The following is a 16,827-nucleotide window of genomic DNA, read 5'->3' on the forward strand; positions in this document are numbered from 1 at the left end:
TGCCCGGTTGCGCTAACATCACGATAGCCCACGCAGGTCCCCCGTCAAGAAGGAAGCCTATAAGGCCTGTATTGGAATTGTTTTGGTTTTGTGTTGTTTTATGTAACGGGATTGCGCACGCCGCTGAATCGCAGGGTGCTGCGCCGGGGAAAATCAGATCAGACAGGGGCCTCATGCTTGAAGTATGCGTAGAGGAAGCGGCCGGCATTGATGCCGCCGTAGCCGGTGGTGCCGATCGCATGGAATTATGCGCCGGCCTGTCGTTGGGCGGGCTGACCCCGTCGCCAGCCCTGATCCGCGCGGCCGCGGCCTGTCCGGTGCCGGCGCTGCTGCTGGCCCGCCCGCGCGAAGGCGATTTCCGTTATGATGCGCGTGAGGCGGCCCTGGTGGCGGAGGATATCAGCGATGCCGCCCAGGCCGGCTTGGCTGGTGTGGTGATCGGGGCCAATGATCAGCATAACCACCTTGATACCAATTTGCTGACGCAATGGGTGGCCCATGCCCGGGCAGAGGGGGAGAAGCGGGGGCGTCCGCTGCTGTTGACCCTGCACCGCGCCTTCGATCTCTGCCCCGATCACGGGGCAGCGCTGGAGGCGGCGATTGCGCTGGGCTTCGACCGTATCCTGACGTCGGGCGGTCAGCCGCGCGCCGTGGATGGGGCGGCCACCTTGGCTGCCCTGGTTCGTCAAGCGGCCGGCCGCATTATCATTCTGCCTGGCGGCGGCATTGATGCCGGCAATGTCTCCACCATCCTGGCCACCGGTGTCAGGGAGGTTCATGCCTCCTGCCGCGCCCCGCTGGGGGCACCAGGGGAGCAGGAAAAGCGTTTCGGTTTCCAGGCGGGCCCGCGTCTGCGCACCCAGGCCGACAAGGTGGCCGCCCTGCGCGCGCTGGTGATGGCTGATAGGTCCTGAATAGTACCTTGTACAATACCAATATGTGACTTATCCTTGGCGGATTGGTTTACAGAACAGGTGGGGGCGAAAGTGATCGCTGACGAAAATCATAAGGCCACGGATGCTGCGGCGACCCTGATGGGGAGCGAGGCGGCCGAAGGGGCGGCCGCTGTGCGCCGTCTGCTGGATGCCAACATCGACACGCTGCGTGCATTGGGTGCGGCGCTGCGGGCGACGCCGCCGTCGCTGGTGGCGACCTGTGCGCGTGGTTCGTCCGACCATGCCGCGACCTATGGCAAATATCTGATTGAAACCCTGCTGGGTGTGCCGGTGGCCTCTGCCGCCCCCTCGGTGGTGTCGGTCTTCTCGGCCCCGGTTGTTGCCGGTGGCGCGCTCTGCATTGCCATTTCGCAGAGCGGCCGCAGCCCCGATCTGCTGGCCACGGCAGAGGCCTATAAGAAGTCGGGTGCCCGCCTGGTGGCCTTCGTCAATGACGAGACCTCGCCGCTGGCGGCCATGGCTGATACTTATATCGCCTTGAAGGCCGGCCCGGAAAAGTCGGTTGCTGCTACCAAGTCCTATATCGTCTCCCTGGCCGGCCTTGCCGCGCTGGTGGCCGAATGGGCCGATGATGACGCGCTGCGTGCCGCCGTGCAGGGCCTGCCCGATCTGCTGGCCAAGGCCAATGGTCTGGATTGGTCTGCTGCGGTTGAGGCATTGCGCGATGCCCGCAACCTGTTCACCATCGGTCGCGGCTATACGTTCGGGATCGCGCAGGAGGCGGCGCTGAAGTTCAAGGAAACCTGCGGTCTGCACGCGGAGGCCTTCAGCGCCGCCGAGGTGAAGCACGGCCCGATGGCGATCGTGCGCGATGGTTTCCCCGTGCTGGCCTTTGCCGGTTCCGATACGGCCGGTAACGGCGTGCGGGAGACGGCGGCGGTGTTTGCCGACCGTGGTGCGCGCGTCTGCCTGGCCGATGCCAAGGCCGAAGGGGCCAGCGCCCTGCCGGCGCTGCAGGCCCATCCGGTGATCGAACCGATTTTGATGATCCAGAGCTTCTATCATATGGCCAACGCGCTTTCCGTGGCGCGCGGCCATGATCCGGATCGTCCGCTCTTCCTCAGCAAGGTGACTGAAACACGATGACCGGGTTTCGCTTCGTCAATGGCCGGGTGGTGACGCCGGCCGGTATGTTGGATGGGGCCGAGATCACGGTGGAGGGCGGCCGTATCGCCGCCATCCGTCCGCTGACCACGACCGAAGGTGCCATAGACCTGCAAGGCGGCTGGATCGTTCCCGGCTTCATCGATACGCAGGTCAATGGCGGCGGCGGTGTGCTGTTCAATGATGAACCGACGGTGGAGGGTATTGCCGCCATCGGGCGCGCCCATGCGCGTTTCGGTACCACCGGTTTCCTGCCGACATTGATCAGCGATGTGCCGTCCGTGATCGCCCGCGCGCTGGATGCGGCGGATGCGGCGATTGAGGCCGGGGTGCCCGGCTGCCTGGGCGTCCATATCGAAGGGCCGATCATCAATGTCTCCCGCAAGGGTATCCACGATCCGGCCAAGTTCCGCCGGCTGGACCCGGAGATGCTGGCCCTGTTCGAGAAGCCCCGCCGTGGCAAGGTGATGCTGACCCTGGCGCCGGAAATGGCGGCGGTGGAGGATATCACCCGTCTGCGCGACCTGGGCGTGATCATGGCCATCGGCCATAGCGATGCCGACTATGACACGGCGGTGGCGGGTTTCCAGGCGGGCATGTCCGCTGTGACCCACCTGTTCAACGCCATGTCGCCGTTGCAGCATCGCGCCCCCGGCGTGGTGGGGGCCGCCCTGGATGATCAAAGCATCTATTGCGGGATCATCGTTGACGGGTTCCACGTGCATGATGCGGCGCTGCGCGTTGCCATCCGCTCCCATGCGCTGGATCATTTCATGCTGGTGACGGATGCCATGTCCTGCGTCGGCGTGGATGTGACGGAATTCGACCTGCATGGCCGCCGCATTCTGGTGCGCGATGGCCGTTGCGTGGGGGAGGATGGCACGCTGGCCGGTTCGGCCATCGATATGGCTGCCGCCTTCCGCAATACCGTCAACCGCCTGCAGCGCTCCCCGGCCGATGCTGCCATCATGGCCTCTGCCGGGCCGGCCGGTTTCCTGGGTCTGTCGGCGGAACGGGGCGCGCTGGCCCCCGGACTGGTGGCCGACTGGGTGCAGTTGACGCACGACCTTCAGCCTGCGGGAACCTGGATCGCCGGCACCCGCATCGCCTGACGCCAACATCAAAGAGACTTGGCCCTGAGCATGACACCACCGACCAACAAGATCGACGGTATCGCCGGGGCGTCCATCGCCATCGGCGCGCCCCTGACGGGCTGGCTGACCGTTCTGGATGAAGTGCCCGACGCCGTTTTCGCCAGCCGGATGCTGGGGGATGGTGTGGCCATCGACCCGACGGGCGATTGCCTGGTTTCCCCCTGCGATGGGGAGGTCAGCGCGCTGAATGCCAGCGGCCACGCCGTCACCATCCGCATTGCGGATGGCGCGGAAATCCTGATGCATATCGGCATCGATACGGTGGCCCTGGCCGGTCGCGGCTTCACCCCCTGCGTCCGCCAGGGCGACCGGGTGAAGCGCGGCGATGTGCTGATCCGTTTCGATCTGGACGCCATTGTGCAGGCGGCCCCGGCGGTGGTAACGCCGGTTCTGCTGCTGGAAACCGACCGTTTCACCCTGGCCCGCACCCGCGACAACGGCCCGGTGAAGGCCGGTGACTATATCTTCACCCTGACCGCCAAGGCGGCAGAGGCGGGCACCCCGGCAGAGGCGGCCACGGGGGCCACGCTGGAACGCCGCCTTCTGGTGCCGCTGGCCCATGGCATCCATGCCAGACCCGCCGCCCGCATCAAGGAAGCGTTGAGCGGGTTCAGCGCCAGCGTCACCATCGCTAAGGCCGGCAAGGCCATGAATGCCCGCAGCCCGGTGGGGCTGCTGACGCTGGGTATCCGGTTGGGTGATGAGGTTAGCATCAGCGCCCAAGGTGCCGATGCCGCCGAGGCATTGGCAACCCTGGGGGCGCTGATCGACAGCGGCATGGGGGAAAAGGCCGATCCGGCATCGGCACCCAAGGCCCAGCCCGTCGCCCCGGTCGCGGCCCCGGTGGCGCAAGGTACGGCGGTACTGCCGGCCGATGGCAAGCTGGCGGGTGTTACCGCGTCCCCCGGTTTGGCCGTGGGGCAGGCGCGCGCCTTCCGGCTGCCGGAAATCCAGGTTGCCCCCACCGGTCAGGGGGCGGCGGTCGAGCAGGCACGGCTGGAAGCAGCCCGCGCCGAGCTGGGCCGGCGGCTGGAGGCTGAAGCGGCACACGCCAGCGGTCCGCAGAAATCCATCATCCAGGCGCACCGCGCCATGCTGGATGATGATGGCTTGCTGGAAGCGGCCAGCCTGTCCATCGGCGATGGCGCCAGCGCCGGCCATGCCTGGCGCGCCGCCGTGCGGCCCCAGGCGGCGGCGTTGCGCGCCACGGGCGATGCCCATCTGGCCGAACGCGCCGATGATATGTTGGATTTGGAACGCCGGGTGCTGGCCGTGCTGGAAGGCGTGGCGGATGAGCCGCTGTCTTTCCCGCCCGGTACGGTGCTGGTGGCTGAAGACCTGTTGCCCTCGCAATTGATGGCGCTGGATAAGGAAAATGTCGTCGGCTTCGTGGTGGAACGGGGTGGCCCCACCTCTCACGTTGCCATTCTGGCCGCCAGCATGGGGCTGCCGGCGCTGGTTGCCATTGGCCCGGCGCTGCATCAGGTGGCGGATGGCACCGACCTGATTCTGGATGCCACCGGCTGCACCCTGCATGTCGCCCCCGATGCCGCCACCCTGGCGGCGGCGCGCGACAGGCTGGCCGTGATCACCGCCCGGCGGGCGGCGGCCAAGGCGGCGGCGGGCAAGCCCTGCCACACGGCGGACGGCGTGCGCATTGAGGTCTTTGCCAATCTGGGATCAGAGGCGGATGCCAAGCAGGCCGTCGCCAATGGGGCCGAGGGCAGCGGCTTGCTGCGCACGGAGTTCCTGTTCCTGGAACGGGCGACGGCGCCGACGGTGGCCGAACAGACCGCCGATTACCAATCCATCGCCACCGCACTGGAAGGCCGCCCGCTGATCGTGCGGCTGCTGGATATTGGTGGCGACAAGCCGGCCCCCTATCTGCCGATCCCGGCGGAGGAGAACCCGGCCCTGGGTCTGCGCGGCATCCGCGTTGGCTTCGCCTATCCGACCATGCTGGAGGATCAGATCCGCGCCATCCTGTCGGTGCAGCCGGTGGGCCAGTGCCGCATCATGGTGCCGATGATCGCCGGGGTGGATGAGCTGCGGCGCGTGCGCGCCGTGCTGGACCGCGTGCGGACGGAGATGGGCATCACCGACAAGGTGGAACTGGGCGTGATGGTGGAAACCCCGGCGGCGGCGGTGACAGCCGATCTGCTGGCGGCGGAAGCCGATTTCCTGTCCATCGGCACCAATGACCTGACGCAATATGCGCTGGCCATGGATCGCGGCAATGCCGCTGTCGCCGGCTCCATCGACGGTCTGCACCCGTCGGTGCTGCGCCTGATTGCGCAGACCTGCCAGGGGGCGGCCCGCCATGGCAAATGGACGGGCGTGTGTGGCAGCCTGGCATCCGACCCGCTGGCCGTGCCCATTCTGGTGGGCCTGGGCGTGGCGGAATTGTCGGCCACGCCGGCCATTGTCCCTGAAATCAAGGCACTGGTCTCCGCGCTGACGCTGGAACAGGCCCGTGCCCATGCTGCGGCGGCGCTGGAATGCGCCACGGCGGCGGATGTCCGTACACTCGCGCGGGGGTTCAGCGCATGAAGTCGATCCTGGAAAAACTTCAGCCCCTTGGCCGCGCGCTGATGCTGCCCATCGCGGTGCTGCCGGTGGCGGGGCTGATGCTGCGCCTGGGCCAGCCCGATCTGCTGGATATCGCCTTCCTCAGTGCGGCGGGCGATGCGCTTTTCTCCCATCTGGGTCTGCTGTTCGCCATTGGCGTGGCCACCGGCTATGCCCGTGATGGCAATGGCGCGGCCTGTCTTTCCGGCATTGTCTGCTTCCTGGTGGCGACCGAGGCCGGTAAATCCCTGCTGGCGATCCCGCCAGAGGTGACGGGCGATCTGGCCATTGCCGCCTGGAAGGCCAAGGCGGTGGCACGGCTTGATGTGCCGGTCGGGATCATTTCCGGCCTTGTCGGCGGCATGTTCTATAACCGCTTCTCCACCATCAAACTGCCGGATTATCTGGCCTTTTTCGGCGGGCGGCGCTTTGTGCCCATCGTGGCCGGGGCGGCGGGGCTGGTGCTGGCCGTCATTGTCGGCCTGGGCTTCCCGCATATCAGTGCGGGGGTTGATGGGCTGTCGCATGGCGTGGCAGAGGCGGGCGGTTTTGGCCTGTTCATCTTCGGCCTGCTGAACCGTTTGCTGCTGGTCACCGGCCTGCACCATATCCTGAACAATGTCTTCTGGTTCGTGCAGGGCGATTATAACGGCACCGCCGGCGATCTGCGCCGCTTCTTCGCGGGCGATCCCACCGCTGGCGGCTTCATGGCCGGTTTCTTCCCGGTGATGATGTTTGGCCTGCCGGCGGCCTGTCTGGCCATGTATCGCGCGGCCAAGCCGGAACGGCGCAAGGCCGTGGGCGGGATGCTGTTCAGTCTGGCCCTGACCTCCGCCCTGACCGGGGTGACGGAGCCGATTGAGTTCAGCTTCATGTTTTTGGCCCCCGCCCTTTATGCCCTTCATGCCATCCTGACCGGTGGGGCGATGGTGCTGATGGACATGCTGGGGGTGAAGCTGGGCTTCGGCTTCTCCGCCGGTCTGTTCGACTATGTGCTGAATTACGGCAAGGCCACCAAGCCGCTGATGCTGCTGCCGGTGGGTCTGGCCTATTTCGCCATTTATTATAGCGTCTTCTCCTTCGTCATCCGCCGCTTCGACCTGAAGACGCCGGGGCGGGAGGAGGAGGGGGCGGCCAGCCCCACCACGGTGACGGCCAGCCTGCCCGGCGGTCGGGGGGAGGCGTTTGTCTGCGCCCTGGGCGGGGCCGCCAACCTGACCAGCGTGGGGGCCTGCACCACCCGCCTGCGCCTGATCGTGGCCGATCAGGGGCTGGTGGATGAGGCATCGTTGAAGGGGCTGGGCGCGCGGGGTGTGATCCGCCCCTCGGCCAATGCCTTGCAGGTGGTGCTGGGGCCGATTGCCGATCAGGTTGCGGTGGAAATCCGCGACGCCATGGCCCAGGGCGGCGGCACCCAGCCGGCGCGCAAGGCCGAGACGGCGACGGTCAGCACGGCGGCGGCGGGGATCACCCTGACCGATGCAGCGCTGGCGGCTCTGGGCGGGGCCGGCAATATCCGCCGTGTCAGCCAGCATGGCAGCCGCCTGCGGCTGGAACTGGTCGATACGGCCAAGGCCGACCGGGCCAGCCTGACCCGCCTGGGTGTGCGAGAAACGGCAGTGCCGGGCGACGGGCTGCTGCACCTGCTGCTGGCACCGGGGTCGGTGTCGGCGTTGGTGAAGGCGGTTTGAGGGTAAGGGACGGCGGCATCCGACCGGGTGCCGCCGTTAACCCTACGCAACCCTACGCAACGGAATTTGTGGGGATGATGCGCGGGGCTTTATTTGTAATTTAATTAAGATAAATTCAATTTTGGATTAAATTTATATAGTCCATTGCATAGAATAATATTAATAAAGATGTTTTTTCCATTTTTCACAACCCGTTATCTCTAAAAAGTCTTTATCTGGGTATTTATAAATGTGGGTAATGTATTGATTTGGTAGGTTTTGAATCAATGAATCCTCCAATTCGCATTGTCTGGTTCTGCGTTTGTTTGTGTAGTTTAAAAATATTTTATACACCTTTTGCGTTATAGATCCATCTTTACATAGAAATTTAATTGGTATTCTGGCGAAAATAACACAGGGGTGTCCAATTTTTTCTAGAATATCATTTCTTTCTTTATCGTCTTCGTGTTCAGAATAAAGGGCTTCGCCTCCCCATCTTCTTAGGAGACGATAGTTCGCATCTTCATCTAATGTATTTGGTTCATCAAATTGAAACCATATATTGTGTGTATTATTTTTTTCTTGGTATCTATTTGAATTTTTAAATATTTCACCAAATTTTTCTGTAATTTCTCCTAACTCAATCAAATTTTCTATTCTCTTTGAAAGAAAATCCAAGCTTGGAGTTACCATGCCATATGTTTTTATATTTATTATTTCATAATCTGTAAGCCTTGTGCAATGCCACCCTACTAAATAATATAAATTTAGTATTCTTCTTAGTTCGTGATATTTAATTTCAAATTCAATAACGCTTACATTATTTCGATCATTCTCCCATTTATGGAATATCGATTGATTATGTTTCAAAAAATTAAGAAGGGCACTAGGCCATTTACTCGGATATTTTAAAATTAATTCCCGCATAATGACTGCTCCATTCGTGTGAATCATAATAGAAATATTGCAGCACAAAAGAATAAAATTTTCAATATAGATGGTGTCTTGTCTTAGATAGCTCCCCCTCACCGCCCCACCCCCTTCGCCGTCACCGCATCCGTATCCACAACAATTTCCACCCGGCGGTTTTCTGACCGGCGGGTGGGGTCGGTGGTCAGCGGGCGGCTGTCGGCCAGGCCCAGGGCGCCCAGCCGTTCCGGGGGCAGGCCCAGGGCGGCCAGCACGCGCACCACGGCGGCGGCGCGGGCGGCGGAGAGTTCCCAGTTGGAGGGGAAGCGGGCCGTGCTGATGGCCACATCGTCGCTATGCCCCTCCACCGTCACACTGCCCGGCAAGGCGGCCAGGGAGGGGGCCAGCGTGCGCAGCAAATCCACCGCTGCCGGCTGCAAGGTGGCGGAACCCGACGGGAACAAGATGCGGTCGCGCACCACGATGGCGACCTTGCGGTCCTTCAGGGTGATGTCCACATCCGGCGGCAGACCCGCCGCTTCCAGCTTGCGCAACCAGGCCTGTGCGGCGGGCGACAGCGCCGCGGCGGCATTGCTGCCGGCGACCGTTGCATTGCCGCTGCGACCCGCCGGGCCGCCCTGGCCGGGCGGGCGGGCGGGCGGCGGTGCCTCGTCATCGGCATCGTCTTCCCGATGCAGATTGGGGAAGGGGGAGGGCAGGGGATGGCTGGCCAGGGCCTTGTCCACCTGCTTGGTCGCCTCCCGCTCCTCATCGCTGGGGTTGGACAGGCGGCCATCCATGCCCAGAATCGCCACCATGCCCAGGAACACAGTCATCAGCACCGTGACCATATCCATATAGCTGATGACCCATTCCTCGCTTTCCTCCATCGGTTCCAGCGATTTTTCATGGGGGCGGTGGGGCTGGCGGCGGGCGGCGACGCGGGCGCGCTCGGTCTCCGGTGTCAGGTCACGATCAGCGGCCACCGCGCACCTCGTCGCCGGCATCCAGCAGATAAGTGCGCAATGTCTCCTCAATCACCATGGGGGAGCGGTTGAGATGGGCCAGCACCACGCCTTCCAGCAGAATGTTCAACTGCGCCACCCGTTCGGTGGTGCGCTGTTCCAGCTTGATGGCGATGGGCTTGAACAGCAGATTGGCCAGGATCAGCCCGTAAAGCGTGGCCAGCATGGCCACCGCCATGGACGAACCGATCAGGCCGATATCGCCCGATCCCAATTGCTTCAACATCCCCACCATGCCGGCCAGCGTGCCCAGCAGCCCGAAGGCCGGCGCGAAGGAGGCCAGCACGCGGAAGAAGCGGGATTGCTTCTGATCCGCCTCCACCTGTTTCTGGATGCGCCAGTTCATCACATGCATGATGTCATCCAGCGAGGCATTATCCACCACCATCTGCAACCCCAGCCGCAGAAAGGGGCTGCCCACCCGGCGCACCCGTTCATCGGCAGCCTGGATCTGCCGGCTGAAAAGCTGTTTGGAGACCTCCAGCAGCTCCGCCATTTCCCGTTCCAGGCTGGGCGGACCCTTGAACATGGCGGCGATGGCGGACAGGGCCGCCGTGATCTCATCCCCCCGGAAGGCCAGCAGCGCCACGCAGATGACGCCGCCCCCGACAATCACCAACCCTTCCAGATTGAAGAAGAAGCGCGCATCGCCCCCGGCATAGACGACAAAGGCGAGAAGGCCGATGGTGGCCGCGATGCCGATGAGACTGGTGAGGACAAGGCCAGAGGAACTGGAACGGGGCATGAAATGGGTCCGGGTTGGGGGGCTGGAATGGGTTTAGCAGATTGATAATGCTGTTACTGACAGTCTCTTCCCCGCCTCCCCCGCGAAAGCGGGGGTCCAGGGTTATTGGAACCGAAACATCGGTGCTGTTGCCCCTGGACCCCCGCTTTCGCGGGGGAGGCAAAGGATGCGGGGGAAACAGGGGATGGTTTGCTTCAAAGGAGGCAGGGCAGGCGGATGGAAAGAAAGAGAAGCTGGGAAATAAAATTGAAGTGAAATTGCATCCGATCCCCCATCCACACGCCCCACCATAACCACGATCCCTCTCCCACGCCATGATCCAGCTCACCCCATCAGGGCGCGGCGGCCGGACCAGAGGTCGGCGATTTCCTGGCTGATGCTGTCTTGGCGGGCGGTGGAAAGCTGGATGGTCAGTTCCGATACCCGGTCGCGGATACGTTCGCGGGCACCGGTCAGGGTGGAGAGGCGGGCCAATTGTTCAGCAGCATGGGTTTGCAGCAGGGCCAGCAACAGCCTTGCCTGCCGGTCCTGCATTCCAGCGGCGGCCAGCAGGGACGATGCCGGTACCTGGGTCAACAGCTCCACCCGGCCGGATTGTTGCGGCAGCGGCGGCAAGTCCGTCTGGATGATGGCGTGGTCGCGCGGGTGCAGGATGGTGATGGCGGCATCTGCCGGGAATTGCGCGCACAGGCTGGTGGCCAGGGGCGGCAGGGCATCGGCCATGGCGGGGGCCGGTATCGTGCCGGCAAGCGGCAGATGCCGGGCCTGGGCGGCGGCAATGGTGCGGCTGCCCACCACCAGCGGGGGCTGATCCCCTGGCAAGGCGGCAACCAGCCGGCTGGGCAGGCCGCCGGTAAATCCCCCCTCCGGCCCCAACAGCAGGAACAGGCGGCGGGTGGGTGGCTGCGGTTCGGGGCAAAGGGCGGAAAGGGCGGCAGCACTGGCCGCGGCATAGGCGCTGGCGGCCCCCAGCATCCCGGCGGCCCGTTGCTGCTTGGCGGCGGCCAGCGACCGCAACGCCTCCACCACGCTCAACAGGCTGCCCAGGGTCGACAGGCGATATTCCAGCGCCGCGATGCTCATGCCGGACCCTTCAGCACGGCGGCTTTGGCGATCTGGATGATGCGGCGCAGATTATCCAGGTTGGCGGGGTCGTTGCCATCGATGGAGGCCGCGATGCCATCGCGCACCTGTTCCACCTGGGGCAGGGTCAGATCATCCAGCAAGCCGTCGGCATGGGAGAGCAGCAAGGCCACCTCCGCGGCCAGCGCGCGGGGGTGGCCGTGACGCTGGCCCAGCAGGGCGCGCAGGCGGCGACCGCGCTCCACCGTCTGTTTCGTGCGTTCATCCACCAGCCCGCCGAAACGGGTGAAGGCCTCCAGCTCCAGAAACTGGGCATATTCCAGCTTCAGCTTTTCCGCCAGTTTGCGCAGTTCCGGCGGCTGGGTGCGGGCACCGACGCGGCTGACACTGCGCCCCACATCCACCGCCGGGCGCTGGCCGGCCTGGAACTGGCTGGTATCCAGCACGATCTGCCCATCGGTGATGGAGATCAGGTTGGTGGGGATATAGGCCGCCAGATTGCCGGCCTGGGTTTCCACCACCGGCAGGCAGGTGAGCGAGCCACCGCCCGCCGCGTCTGACAGTTTGGCCGAGCGTTCCAGCAGGCGGGAATGGAGATAGAAAATATCGCCGGGAAAGGCCTCCCGCCCTGGCGGGCGCTGCAACAGCAGGCTGACCTGCCGGTGCATGGCGGCATGTTTGGACAGATCATCCAGCACCAGCAGGGCGTGACGCCCGCTGTCGCGGAAATATTCCGCCATGGTCATGGCGGCATAAGGCGCGATCCATTGCAGGCCGGGGGCGGCATCAGGGGCGGCAACGATGATGATCGCCCGATCCGCCAGCCCGCCATCGCGCAAAGTGGCGATGACATCGGCCACCGCAGAGGCACGCTGACCGATGGCGCAATAGATGGGGATGACATCGCCGCCGGCTTGGGCCAGCAACGCATCCATGGCGATGCAGGTCTTGCCCGTGCCCCGGTCGCCGACGATCAGTTCCCGCTGGCCGCGCCCGATGGGGTAGAGACTGTCGATGATGGTGGTGCCGGTGGCCAGCCGCTCGGCCACCGTGCCCCGGCTGGTCAGGGCGGGGGCGGAGCGTTCAATCGGCTCCAACCGGTCGGGCGTGGGATCGGGCCTGCCATCCAGGGCGCGGCCCATCGGGTCAATCACCCGGCCCAGCAAGCCGTCGCCCACCGGCACACGCAGCACGCCTTGGGCCATGCGCACCGGATCGCCGGCCTTGATCCCCTCCGCCGCACCCAGCAGCAGACAGCCCAGCCGGCCTTCATCCAGGTCCAGCACCAAGCCCGGCACATTGCCGGTGAACAGCAGCATCCCGTCCGCCGGGGCCTGTTCCAGCCCGCTGACCAGGGCGATACCGTCGCCAATATGGCTGACCCGGCCCAGTTGCTGCCAGCCGGGAGCGGGGGCTGGCTGGCTGGCCAGTGTTTGGCTTTGCTGGCGGGTCCAGTCTGCCAGATGGGTGGAAAGGCTGGCGCTCATGATCCCAGCCTTTCCCGCGCGCCGGCCAGGGCCGCCCGCCAGCTTTGATGGATCAGGTGATGCGGGGCGGAAAGCTCCACCCCGGCAATCACAGCGGGATCAACGGTCCAGCTTATGGCGATATTGGGGCCCAGGGCGGTGATCAGCGCTGATTGCAGGTCGGCGGGCAGGGGGCGGGCGCTGGTCAGGGTGATGCCGCCAGGGCCGGCCAGCAGGCTGGATTTTTCCGCTGCCGGCAGGGTGGCCAGTTGCTGGCACAGCGCGTCGGTCAGCACCCGGTCGGCTAAATCGGGCCTTGCATCGGCCAACAGGCGACCGGCCATGGCCGTGGCCAGATCGGCGGCCTGTTTGGTCAGGTCGGTCTCTGCCTGCTGGCGTTCGGCGGCCAACTGGCTGGCGGCGGCAGCGCGCAGGGCATCGGCGGATTGCCGGGCGGCATCCAGCAGGCGGCGGCGTTCGGCCTCTGCCTCGGCCTGGGCGGTGGCGCGCAGTTCGGCGGCCTGTTTGGCCAGCGACTGGCGTTCGGCCTCCACCGCGCTGCGGGTGGCGGCAACCTCGGCGGCCAGCGTCTCCGCCTGGGCGCGGCGCTGGGTCAGGTCAGCGTCGCGCTTGTCGATGGCGGCCAGCACGGGGCGGAACAGGAAACGGCGCAGCAGCCAGACCAGTACCAGGAAATTCACCAGCTGCAGGGCCAGGGTGGTCGGGTCCAGATGCATCGCTTTCAGCCCACGAACGGGTTGGCGAACAGCACCAGCAACGCCACCACCAGGCAATAGATCGCCATGGTTTCGATCATCGCCAGCCCGACGAACAGGGTGCGGGAGATGGTGTTGGCGGCATCCGGCTGGCGGGCGATGGCATCCAGGGCCGCCGCCACGGCGCGGCCCTCTGCCAGGGCCGGGCCGATGGCGCCGAAGCTGACAGCCAGGGCGGCTGCCAGGATGCTGATCATTTCAACGGTCATGGGTCAGCCCCTTTCAATGGTGCCGATGGCCCCGCCAATGAAGACGGCGGCCAGGATGGTGAAGATATAGGCCTGGATCAGGCCCAGCAGCGCCTCCAGCGCCATCAGCGGCACGGGCACCAGAAAGCCCGCCAGCGACAGCACGATGGCAATGACGAATTCCCCGCTCATCACATTGCCGAACAGGCGCAGGACCAGCGACAGGGTGCGGGTGAATTCCGACAACAGGTTAAGCGGCAGCATCCACCAGCGCGGATGGGCGAAACCAGCCAGATAGGCCCGCAGGCCCCGGACGCGCACGCCCAGTACCTGGGCGGCCCCGAAGACGGTCAGCCCCAGGGCCAGCGTGGTTTCCAGATGCGCCGTCGGTGATTTAAAACCAGGGATCAGCCCCAGCCAGTTGCTGGCCGCAATGAACAGGAACAGGCTGCCCAGCAACGGTAGGAAGGGGCGGCTGTCCGTCTGCATGATCTCGTCGAACTGGTCGCGCAGGATGGTGACGACAGCCTCCAGCGCGGTGCCGATGCGGCCCGGCTGGTCCCGTCCCACCCGGCCTGCCAGCAGCCGCGCCGTCAGCGCCAGGATGAAACTGACCAGCGCGCCGAAAATGACGGGCCAACTGATGGCCAGCGGTCCCAGATGGAAGGCGACATCCGCCGCAAAGGGGGAGGCAAGGTTCATGATACCCCCCTGCCATGGCGGCGGATCAGCAAGGGCCGGATGGCCAGAAAACCAACAAAGGCCGTCAGCAGCGGGGCCGCCCCGCCCAGGCGGGCCAGCGCCACGAACAGCAGCACGGCCCCGGCCAGCCGCCCGACATGCAGGGCCGTGGCCGGCCCCACCCGCCCGGCGGTGTAAAGCCGGCTGTTCAGCGCCAGCAGGCGGAAGAACAGCCAGCCGAAACCGGCACCCGTCACCAGGCCCAGGGCCATCAGCCCGATCGGCAGGTTTTGTGCCATCAATCCCCCTCCGTCACGCGCCGCCAAGCCGCCCAGCAGCCGACGGCAACCCCGGTGAACAGCAGCGACAAGGTCCAGAACTGGCCGCCGGCCCGGTCCAGCCAGCGGCCCAGGAAGAGGCCCAGCACCGGCGGCAACACGATCAGCCAGCCCAGCGTGCCGATCAGCGCCAGGGTGGCGCCCAGGCGGCGGTGCTTCTCCCGCTCCGCCCGTTCGGCATCGCGCTGGGCTTGGTGGATCGGGTCCAGCAGGTCGGGGTCAGTCATGCTCAATCCCCCCCGGCGCGGCGTTCGGCGGCGGTGCTGTCCAGCAGGTGATGCACCAGGGCCGCCTGCAGCTTGCGCTCCGTCGCCGTACCTTCCGCCCGTCTGGTCTGGCGTTCCGCCTGTTCGCGTTCCACCCGGGCCGCGAGGGGGGCGAGGTCAGTGCCGACGGCGGCATCCTGGCTGGTGACGGTGACGCCATCCCGGCCCACCTGCACCATGCCGCCCGCCACGGCGGCGTAAAGCGTGCCGCCGTCTGCCAGTCGCAGGCGCAGTACCGACGGGGGCAGGGCGGTCAGGAAGGGGGCATGGCCGGTGCGGATGGCGAAGCCGCCGCTGTCATCGGCGGCGGCAAGCTGGGCGATGTCGGCCCGGTCCAGCAGGGTGGCCAGCGGGGTGAGGATGCGCAGCCTCATGCCGCCACCGCCTTTTCCCGCGCGCGGGCATCGTCCAGCGTGCCGATCATGTAGAGGGAGGATTCGGCCCAATTATCGGCCTCTCCGCTCAGGATCGCCTCGCAGCCGGCCAGCGTCTCCTCAATCCCCACACTGACACCGCCGCGACCGGTGAAGCCGCCGGTGACGAAGAAAGGTTGAGTGAGGAAACGCAGCAGCCGGCGGGCCCGCGTCACCACCTGCCGGTCGTTGGCGGACAGTTCATCAATGCCCAGCAGGGCGATGATATCTTCCAGGGCGCGATATTGCGCGATGGCGGCGCGCACGGCGCCGGCCACCTGATAATGCCGCTGGCCCAGCAGGTCCGGGTCCATCAGCCGGGCGGATGAGGCCAGCGGATCGACGGCGGGGTAAAGCCCTTCCGCCGCCACGGCGCGCGACAGCACGATGGAACCATCCAGATGGCTGAACAGTTCGGCCACGGCGGGATCGGTGAAATCATCGGCGGGGACATAGACGGCCTGGATGGCGGTGATGGCCGCACCGGGGACGGATGCGATGCGTTCCTGCAAGGCCCCGATCTCCCCCGCCATGGTGGGCTGATAGCCGACGCGGGCCGGCATCACCCCCAACATGCCGGCAATCTCCGCCCCCGCCTGCACGAAGCGGAAGACATTATCCATCAGCAGCAGCACGTCGCGGCCCATGGCATCGCGGAAATATTCCGCCTGGGTCAGCGCCGTCATGCCGGCACGCCAGCGCGCGCCGGGCGGTTCCGCCATCTGGCCCAGCACCATGGCGGTGCGGGCCAGCACGCCGGACCCGCGCATATCCTCCAGCAACTCGGCCGCTTCGCGTGATCGTTCGCCAATGCCGGCAAAGACCGACAGGCCGTTATCGCGTTCTACCACGGTGCGGATCAGTTCCATGATCAGCACCGTCTTGCCCACACCGGCCCCGCCGAACAGGGCCGTCTTGCCACCGCGTGTCAGCGGCGACAGAAGATCGATGATCTTGATCCCGGTCCAGAGCGGTTGCAGATGCGCGGTGCGGGCGGCCAGCGGGGGGGAAGCGCGGTGGATAGACCAGCGGGGCGCGCTGTCCGGTGCCGCCGCCCCGCCATCCAGCGGGCGTCCCATCACATCGACCACCCGGCCCAACAGGTCCGGCCCCACCGGCACAGACAGGCTGGCCCCGGTGCGGCGGGCGCCGTCGCCCCGCCGCAGCCCGGCCGTGCCATCCAGCGCCACGGCGCGCACCTTGTCCGCCGATAGATGCGCCCGCACCTCTGCCGGGATGCCCTGGCCGGCGATCACCAGCTCATCCAGGGCCGGCAGCCCGTGGGGGAAGGCAATATCCAGCACGGAACCGCGCACGGCCAGGATGGTGCCGCCGGTTTCCTGTGGCGCCTGCTGTGGAAATGGGTCATCACCGGTCATTCAGCCTGCCACCTTTTCGGCAAGAGGGCGGGAAACCAGGATCGATAGTGCGTCAGCTGAAGTGCTGCGGGACATGAGCGAGATCAATCAAGCCGCTTTTTCCCCG

The 16,827-nt window shown here is 65.5% G+C and carries 17 protein-coding genes; 5 read left to right on the forward strand and 12 right to left on the reverse strand.

Annotation, left to right across the window (positions count from 1 at the left end; all coding sequences use genetic code 11):
* The first annotated feature begins 173 nt into the window (after positions 1-173).
* The 5 genes from CHB97_RS03770 (at position 174) to nagE (ending at position 7,473) form a co-directional block, all read left to right on the forward strand.
* The gene (locus tag CHB97_RS03770; protein ID WP_089286889.1) at positions 174-914 is read left to right on the forward strand and encodes a copper homeostasis protein CutC; all 741 of its coding nucleotides are present in this window, start codon (positions 174-176) and stop codon (positions 912-914) included.
* A gap of 72 nt (positions 915-986) precedes the next feature.
* On the forward strand, positions 987-2,042 hold the full coding sequence (locus tag CHB97_RS03775) for an SIS domain-containing protein (RefSeq protein WP_244559370.1): 1,056 nt from the start codon (positions 987-989) through the stop codon (positions 2,040-2,042).
* On the forward strand, positions 2,039-3,172 hold the full coding sequence (gene nagA, locus CHB97_RS03780) for an N-acetylglucosamine-6-phosphate deacetylase (RefSeq protein WP_089286563.1): 1,134 nt from the start codon (positions 2,039-2,041) through the stop codon (positions 3,170-3,172). The genes CHB97_RS03775 and nagA overlap by 4 nt, the downstream gene beginning before the upstream one ends.
* Before the next feature lie 30 nt (positions 3,173-3,202).
* Entirely contained in the window at positions 3,203-5,764 is a 2,562-nt protein-coding gene (ptsP, locus tag CHB97_RS03785) for a phosphoenolpyruvate--protein phosphotransferase (RefSeq protein ID WP_200819789.1), read from the forward strand.
* Positions 5,761-7,473: an N-acetylglucosamine-specific PTS transporter subunit IIBC gene (gene nagE / locus CHB97_RS03790; RefSeq protein WP_089286564.1), complete on the forward strand. Its 1,713-nt coding sequence runs from the start codon at positions 5,761-5,763 to the stop codon at positions 7,471-7,473. The genes ptsP and nagE overlap by 4 nt, the downstream gene beginning before the upstream one ends.
* Before the next feature lie 159 nt (positions 7,474-7,632).
* On the opposite strand, the gene CHB97_RS25770 is transcribed toward nagE, so the two are convergent.
* The 12 genes from CHB97_RS25770 to atpD form a co-directional block, all read right to left on the reverse strand.
* Positions 7,633-8,481, reverse strand: coding sequence for a hypothetical protein (locus CHB97_RS25770; RefSeq protein WP_143270693.1), 849 nt, complete (start codon positions 8,479-8,481; stop codon positions 7,633-7,635).
* Positions 8,478-9,347, reverse strand: a complete 870-nt coding sequence (locus tag CHB97_RS03795) for an OmpA family protein (protein ID WP_160105523.1) — start codon at positions 9,345-9,347, stop codon at positions 8,478-8,480. Before CHB97_RS03795 ends, CHB97_RS25770 begins: the two co-directional genes overlap by 4 nt.
* Positions 9,337-10,131 carry a motility protein A gene (locus CHB97_RS03800; RefSeq protein ID WP_089286566.1) on the reverse strand — a complete coding sequence of 265 codons (795 nt, stop codon included), beginning with the start codon at positions 10,129-10,131 and terminating at the stop codon, positions 9,337-9,339. The genes CHB97_RS03795 and CHB97_RS03800 overlap by 11 nt, the downstream gene beginning before the upstream one ends.
* A gap of 324 nt (positions 10,132-10,455) precedes the next feature.
* The gene (locus tag CHB97_RS03805) at positions 10,456-11,214 is read right to left on the reverse strand and encodes a F0F1 ATP synthase subunit gamma (RefSeq protein ID WP_089286567.1); all 759 of its coding nucleotides are present in this window, start codon (positions 11,212-11,214) and stop codon (positions 10,456-10,458) included.
* Positions 11,211-12,701: a F0F1 ATP synthase subunit alpha gene (locus CHB97_RS03810; protein ID WP_089286568.1), complete on the reverse strand. Its 1,491-nt coding sequence runs from the start codon at positions 12,699-12,701 to the stop codon at positions 11,211-11,213. The genes CHB97_RS03805 and CHB97_RS03810 overlap by 4 nt, the downstream gene beginning before the upstream one ends.
* Positions 12,698-13,417: a hypothetical protein gene (locus CHB97_RS03815; protein WP_089286569.1), complete on the reverse strand. Its 720-nt coding sequence runs from the start codon at positions 13,415-13,417 to the stop codon at positions 12,698-12,700. Before CHB97_RS03815 ends, CHB97_RS03810 begins: the two co-directional genes overlap by 4 nt.
* A gap of 5 nt (positions 13,418-13,422) precedes the next feature.
* Complete coding sequence (locus CHB97_RS03820; RefSeq protein WP_089286570.1) at positions 13,423-13,665, reverse strand: F0F1 ATP synthase subunit C; 243 nt, start codon at positions 13,663-13,665, stop codon at positions 13,423-13,425.
* Positions 13,666-13,668: 3 nt separating this feature from the next.
* Positions 13,669-14,346 carry a F0F1 ATP synthase subunit A gene (gene atpB / locus CHB97_RS03825; protein WP_089286571.1) on the reverse strand — a complete coding sequence of 226 codons (678 nt, stop codon included), beginning with the start codon at positions 14,344-14,346 and terminating at the stop codon, positions 13,669-13,671.
* The gene (locus CHB97_RS03830; RefSeq protein ID WP_089286572.1) at positions 14,343-14,624 is read right to left on the reverse strand and encodes an ATP synthase subunit I; all 282 of its coding nucleotides are present in this window, start codon (positions 14,622-14,624) and stop codon (positions 14,343-14,345) included. Before CHB97_RS03830 ends, atpB begins: the two co-directional genes overlap by 4 nt.
* A complete protein-coding gene (locus CHB97_RS03835) occupies positions 14,624-14,890 on the reverse strand; it encodes an AtpZ/AtpI family protein (protein WP_089286573.1) in 267 nt (88 codons plus the stop codon). The genes CHB97_RS03830 and CHB97_RS03835 overlap by 1 nt, the downstream gene beginning before the upstream one ends.
* Before the next feature lie 2 nt (positions 14,891-14,892).
* Positions 14,893-15,303: a hypothetical protein gene (locus tag CHB97_RS03840; protein ID WP_089286574.1), complete on the reverse strand. Its 411-nt coding sequence runs from the start codon at positions 15,301-15,303 to the stop codon at positions 14,893-14,895.
* Positions 15,300-16,721, reverse strand: a complete 1,422-nt coding sequence (gene atpD, locus CHB97_RS03845) for a F0F1 ATP synthase subunit beta (RefSeq protein WP_089286575.1) — start codon at positions 16,719-16,721, stop codon at positions 15,300-15,302. Before atpD ends, CHB97_RS03840 begins: the two co-directional genes overlap by 4 nt.
* Positions 16,722-16,827: the final 106 nt, after the last annotated feature.

It is taken from the genome of Azospirillum sp. RU38E, from assembly GCF_900188385.1.
Taxonomy (GTDB): domain Bacteria; phylum Pseudomonadota; class Alphaproteobacteria; order Azospirillales; family Azospirillaceae; genus Niveispirillum.

What these genes read in the sequence shown, in the direction of transcription:
- CHB97_RS03840 (WP_089286574.1), bottom strand. Translation starts at nt 15,303, where the DNA reads ATGAGGCTGCGCATCCTCACCCCGCTGGCCACCCTGCTGGACCGGGCC.
- CHB97_RS03800 (WP_089286566.1), bottom strand. Translation starts at nt 10,131, where the DNA reads ATGCCCCGTTCCAGTTCCTCTGGCCTTGTCCTCACCAGTCTCATCGGC.
- CHB97_RS03830 (WP_089286572.1), bottom strand. Translation starts at nt 14,624, where the DNA reads ATGGCACAAAACCTGCCGATCGGGCTGATGGCCCTGGGCCTGGTGACG.
- CHB97_RS03815 (WP_089286569.1), bottom strand. Translation starts at nt 13,417, where the DNA reads ATGCATCTGGACCCGACCACCCTGGCCCTGCAGCTGGTGAATTTCCTG.
- CHB97_RS03820 (WP_089286570.1), bottom strand. Translation starts at nt 13,665, where the DNA reads ATGACCGTTGAAATGATCAGCATCCTGGCAGCCGCCCTGGCTGTCAGC.
- nagA (WP_089286563.1), top strand. Translation starts at nt 2,039, where the DNA reads ATGACCGGGTTTCGCTTCGTCAATGGCCGGGTGGTGACGCCGGCCGGT.
- CHB97_RS03835 (WP_089286573.1), bottom strand. Translation starts at nt 14,890, where the DNA reads ATGACTGACCCCGACCTGCTGGACCCGATCCACCAAGCCCAGCGCGAT.
- nagE (WP_089286564.1), top strand. Translation starts at nt 5,761, where the DNA reads ATGAAGTCGATCCTGGAAAAACTTCAGCCCCTTGGCCGCGCGCTGATG.
- CHB97_RS03810 (WP_089286568.1), bottom strand. Translation starts at nt 12,701, where the DNA reads ATGAGCGCCAGCCTTTCCACCCATCTGGCAGACTGGACCCGCCAGCAA.
- CHB97_RS03805 (WP_089286567.1), bottom strand. Translation starts at nt 11,214, where the DNA reads ATGAGCATCGCGGCGCTGGAATATCGCCTGTCGACCCTGGGCAGCCTG.
- atpD (WP_089286575.1), bottom strand. Translation starts at nt 16,721, where the DNA reads ATGACCGGTGATGACCCATTTCCACAGCAGGCGCCACAGGAAACCGGC.
- atpB (WP_089286571.1), bottom strand. Translation starts at nt 14,346, where the DNA reads ATGAACCTTGCCTCCCCCTTTGCGGCGGATGTCGCCTTCCATCTGGGA.
- ptsP (WP_200819789.1), top strand. Translation starts at nt 3,203, where the DNA reads ATGACACCACCGACCAACAAGATCGACGGTATCGCCGGGGCGTCCATC.
- CHB97_RS03770 (WP_089286889.1), top strand. Translation starts at nt 174, where the DNA reads ATGCTTGAAGTATGCGTAGAGGAAGCGGCCGGCATTGATGCCGCCGTA.